The sequence below is a fragment of the Desulfosalsimonas sp. genome, assembly GCF_046483245.1.
In the GTDB taxonomy this organism is placed as follows: domain Bacteria; phylum Desulfobacterota; class Desulfobacteria; order Desulfobacterales; family Desulfosalsimonadaceae; genus Desulfosalsimonas.
In genome coordinates, this window is record NZ_JAWODO010000125.1 from 1 (window position 1) to 3,572 (window position 3,572).

A 3,572-nucleotide genomic window follows, 5' to 3' on the forward strand; every position below is an offset into this window, starting at 1 on the left:
TATCAGGCAGATGAATTACGCCGACACCCCTTTGACCGGCTGTTTCAAAGGTTGCCTGTCCCAGGGCGGCCAAAAAGTCTTTGAACCCGTATTGGGCATGAAGCTCCAGTGGGCACGCAAAAGGCAGCTCCGGCATGCGGCCGGCAACCGGAGTTTCTGATTCTGTCCATGCCAGTATTTCTTCCATGTCGGCAAGGATTGTGGGGTTTTGGGAAAGTCTGTCAAAAGAGTCCTGCAGGGAATTCATACCCAGGATGTTTCCTTTTTCAGCCCATATCCGGTAGTGGATCATAATGGCTGTATTGCCGGCAGCCGATATTGCCTGATCAACCTGCCTGGTTTTCAAAAGCCCGACAATTTTCCGCAGCCGGGCGATCTCGGCTGGACCGTTGGTAAATGCAAGGCGGATCAGTGCGTTTTTCAAGCGTGTGATATCCGGGTCTGACGGTGACTCTGTCAGGCCGGCTTTTGCCTTCCAGGCAGACCAGGTTTCCCGGATCAGCAGGCGCTCCGGTTCATAGTCATGGTATTGGATAAAATTGCCAAAGGTCAGGTGCTGGCCGGTTTCATTGGAAAATGAGCGGAGGCGTTCCGGCACCTGAACGGCCAGGTTTTTCAGATTTTCCCGGATATTTTTCAAAACATGGCGGCGGGAAAGGCGGTCAAGCTGGATGGCGCAGCCGGGCGGCAGATGGGGAAAATCCTGTTCCACTTCTTGGTCGATGGAAAAGCGGTGTTTTGGCAAAAGCGCTTTTATCTTGGTATCCATGCGGTATTTGCGGTGGGCCTGGCCGACAAAATCAAGCACTGTCAGGCAATCTTTGCCCGGGCTATGGCGCAGACCCCGGCCGAGCTGCTGAAGAAATACGGTCAGGCTCCGGGTGGGGCGCAAAAATAAAACAATGTTGATATCCGGCAAATCCACCCCTTCACTGAGCTTGTCCACGGTGAACAAAAACTTAAGCTGCCCGGATTTTAGCTGTTCGAGCAAAGGTTCGTAATGGCCGGGATCATTGCCGGAGACATAGGCGGCTGATGCAAGTCCGTGCTTGTGAAACATTTCCGCCATAAACTGTGCGTGCCGGATGGAAACGCAAAAGCCGATGCCTTTTACCCCCTCCATGTCCGGTTCATAGCGGTGAAGGGCTGAAAGGATGGCATCAAGGCGCTGGCGGGCTTGGATATGATTGCCGGTGTAAACTTTTTCCATTTCATGTGTATCGTATTGGCCGTTTCTCCAGAACCGGTCATCTGAAAGCGACACCGGATCGGCCACACCAAAGTAGTGAAACGGACAGAGAAGTTTTTCTTCCAGGGCTTCAGGCAGGCGGATTTCTGCTGTAAACCGGTTGCCAAAATCAGCCAGTACGTTTTCGCCGTCCATTCGTTCCGGTGTGGCCGTAAGGCCAAGAATTATTTCAGGGGAAAATTCTTCAAAAACCGGGCGATAGCTCGATGCAGTGCCGTGGTGGGCTTCGTCGATAATGATAAAATCAAAAAATCGTTGTCCCACTTGTTCCCATAAACGCCTGCTGGCGAGCATGCTAACGGTGCAGAACAAATGATCAAAGCGTTCGGCCTGGTAGGTGCCGCCCAGGATGTCGCCGAAGCCGGCATCATGTAAGACGTTTCTAAAGGTTTCCTGCGCCTTTGTTAAAATTTCCACGCGATGCGCAACAAAAAGCAGTCGCGCCTGTCTTTTTTTCCGTTCATAAAAGCGCTGGAAGTCAAATGCGGCGATAACGGTTTTTCCGGTGCCGGTGGCGGCCACCACGAGGTTGCGGGTAAGACCCCGCACTTGGCGCTCTCTTTCCAGGGTTTCCAGAATACGTTCCTGAAAAGGATGGGGCCGGAGATCGAAAAAAACCACGGATTGGGGCTGTGAATGCCGTGCCCGGCTGATAGCGCTGCGCAAGGGTGCGGGGTCATCCGGGTCAAAAGGAACAAACTCCCGGCTGTGCCAGTAGGTCTCAAACTCAGCAGTGAATTTTTCAAGGATATGGGCCATGTCCCGGGCGGTTACTTTCAGGTTCCATTCCAGGCCGCTGGTGATTGCGGCATGGGACATGTTGGCCGAGCCGATATAGGCGCTGGAAAAACCCGAATCGCGCCTGAAATGGTATGCCTTTGCGTGGAGGCGGGTGCGCTCTGTATCGTAGGATACGCGAACGTCTACATTGGGCAGCTTTGCAAGCCATTCTACTGCAGTTGAGTCCGAGGCTCCCATGTAGGATGTGGTAATAAGGCGGACAGGGACTTTGCGGTCCCGTAAATCTTCAAATGCCGGTATCAGCAGGCGCAGGCCGGACCATTTGATAAAAGACACCAGGATATCTACGCTGTCGGCAGATCGCATTTCAGCGGCCAGTTCATGAACAAGCTGGGGATCCGAGGGCGATCCGGTAAAAAGACTGCTTTCCGAAACAGGCGTATGCGGGCGGGGCATTCCCGGTGTGCCGTAATGCGGCGGGGTGATTTCAAGTAGCAGGGATTTTTGGTCTGGAACCAGTTTTTTGTTTTCCGCATCAAGCCCGTTTGAAAGCTGCTCAAGAATCAAATTGCACAGGGCAAGCCGCTTTTGCGGATCTGATTCTTCCCGCAGCACCTGTTCCAGCACTTTTGCCACAAAATCTGCATAACGTGCGGGCTGCTCTTCCGGGTCCAGCTTTCCGATTACGGATCGCAGTTCAGGGTATTTCTGCAGGATGGCCTGCAGCTGTTTGTCGATAAGCGCATCATAAATGCCGAAGGCCGGCTTTGATGTCATCGGGCGGATTCTCTCAGGCAGCTATGCTTATTGGTGTTTTTTCGCATTATAACCCTTGTTTTCCAATGCAATACTCCAGGTAGGATTTGACAACAGCCACATCTGCTTCTGCCCATTGCAGACCCGGTAAGTGGTCATGGGTGGTCCATTGAACAGCCCGGTGTTCTTTGGGTGCAATGCGCCCATTGGTTATCCGGCAAACAAACGGATGAAGCCTGACATGCAGATCCGGGTAAGAGTGCGTCGACTGCTGCAGAGTGGTTTTAATCTGTATTTCAACGCCCAGTTCCTCATTGATTTCCCGGATTATGCAGTCTTCTGCAGTTTCTCCCGGATTGATTTTCCCTCCGGGAAACTCCCATTTAAAGGGCATTGTCATGCCGGGGCCGCGCTGGGCTGCCAGAATCCACCCGTTTTTTTCTATAATTGCGCAGGTAACCTCTATTGGGCGACCGCCTTCCGATACCTTGCTGTTTTTGCGGTGTTCAGATATGTCTTCTGGCATATGACTATCGCTTTGCAATTCCTTAGGGTGATAATGTTCTGGCCGGCAGAACTTGTGAAAGTAAATTCAATTTCGCAGATTATCCTGTGTTTGTAAAGTCCGGGGCAAACCTCCAATTCGGGGGACACCATAATGATTTTTGGGACGGAACCGGGGTCGGGCCAAAGAAACCTGTTAAAATAATGTGGAATAAACCAAAATTAAAGCCCATTTTCAGCTCTATTCCAGGCTTTTTGTTGCCAAAAACCGCATTTTAGGCATATTATGAAAAGGGTCAAGTTTACTCTTGACTCATTTTTC

General features: G+C 51.7%; 2 protein-coding genes. Both read right to left on the minus strand.

From position 1 onward, the window contains the following. On the minus strand, nucleotides 1-2,767 hold a 2,767-nt coding region (locus tag R6U41_RS11065), incomplete at its 3' end, for a DEAD/DEAH box helicase family protein (protein WP_410269898.1). Nucleotides 2,768-2,813: 46 nt separating this feature from the next. Next, nucleotides 2,814-3,272, minus strand: coding sequence for a (deoxy)nucleoside triphosphate pyrophosphohydrolase (locus tag R6U41_RS11070; protein ID WP_410269899.1), 459 nt, complete (start codon nucleotides 3,270-3,272; stop codon nucleotides 2,814-2,816). Between the last annotated feature and the right edge of the window lie 300 nt (nucleotides 3,273-3,572).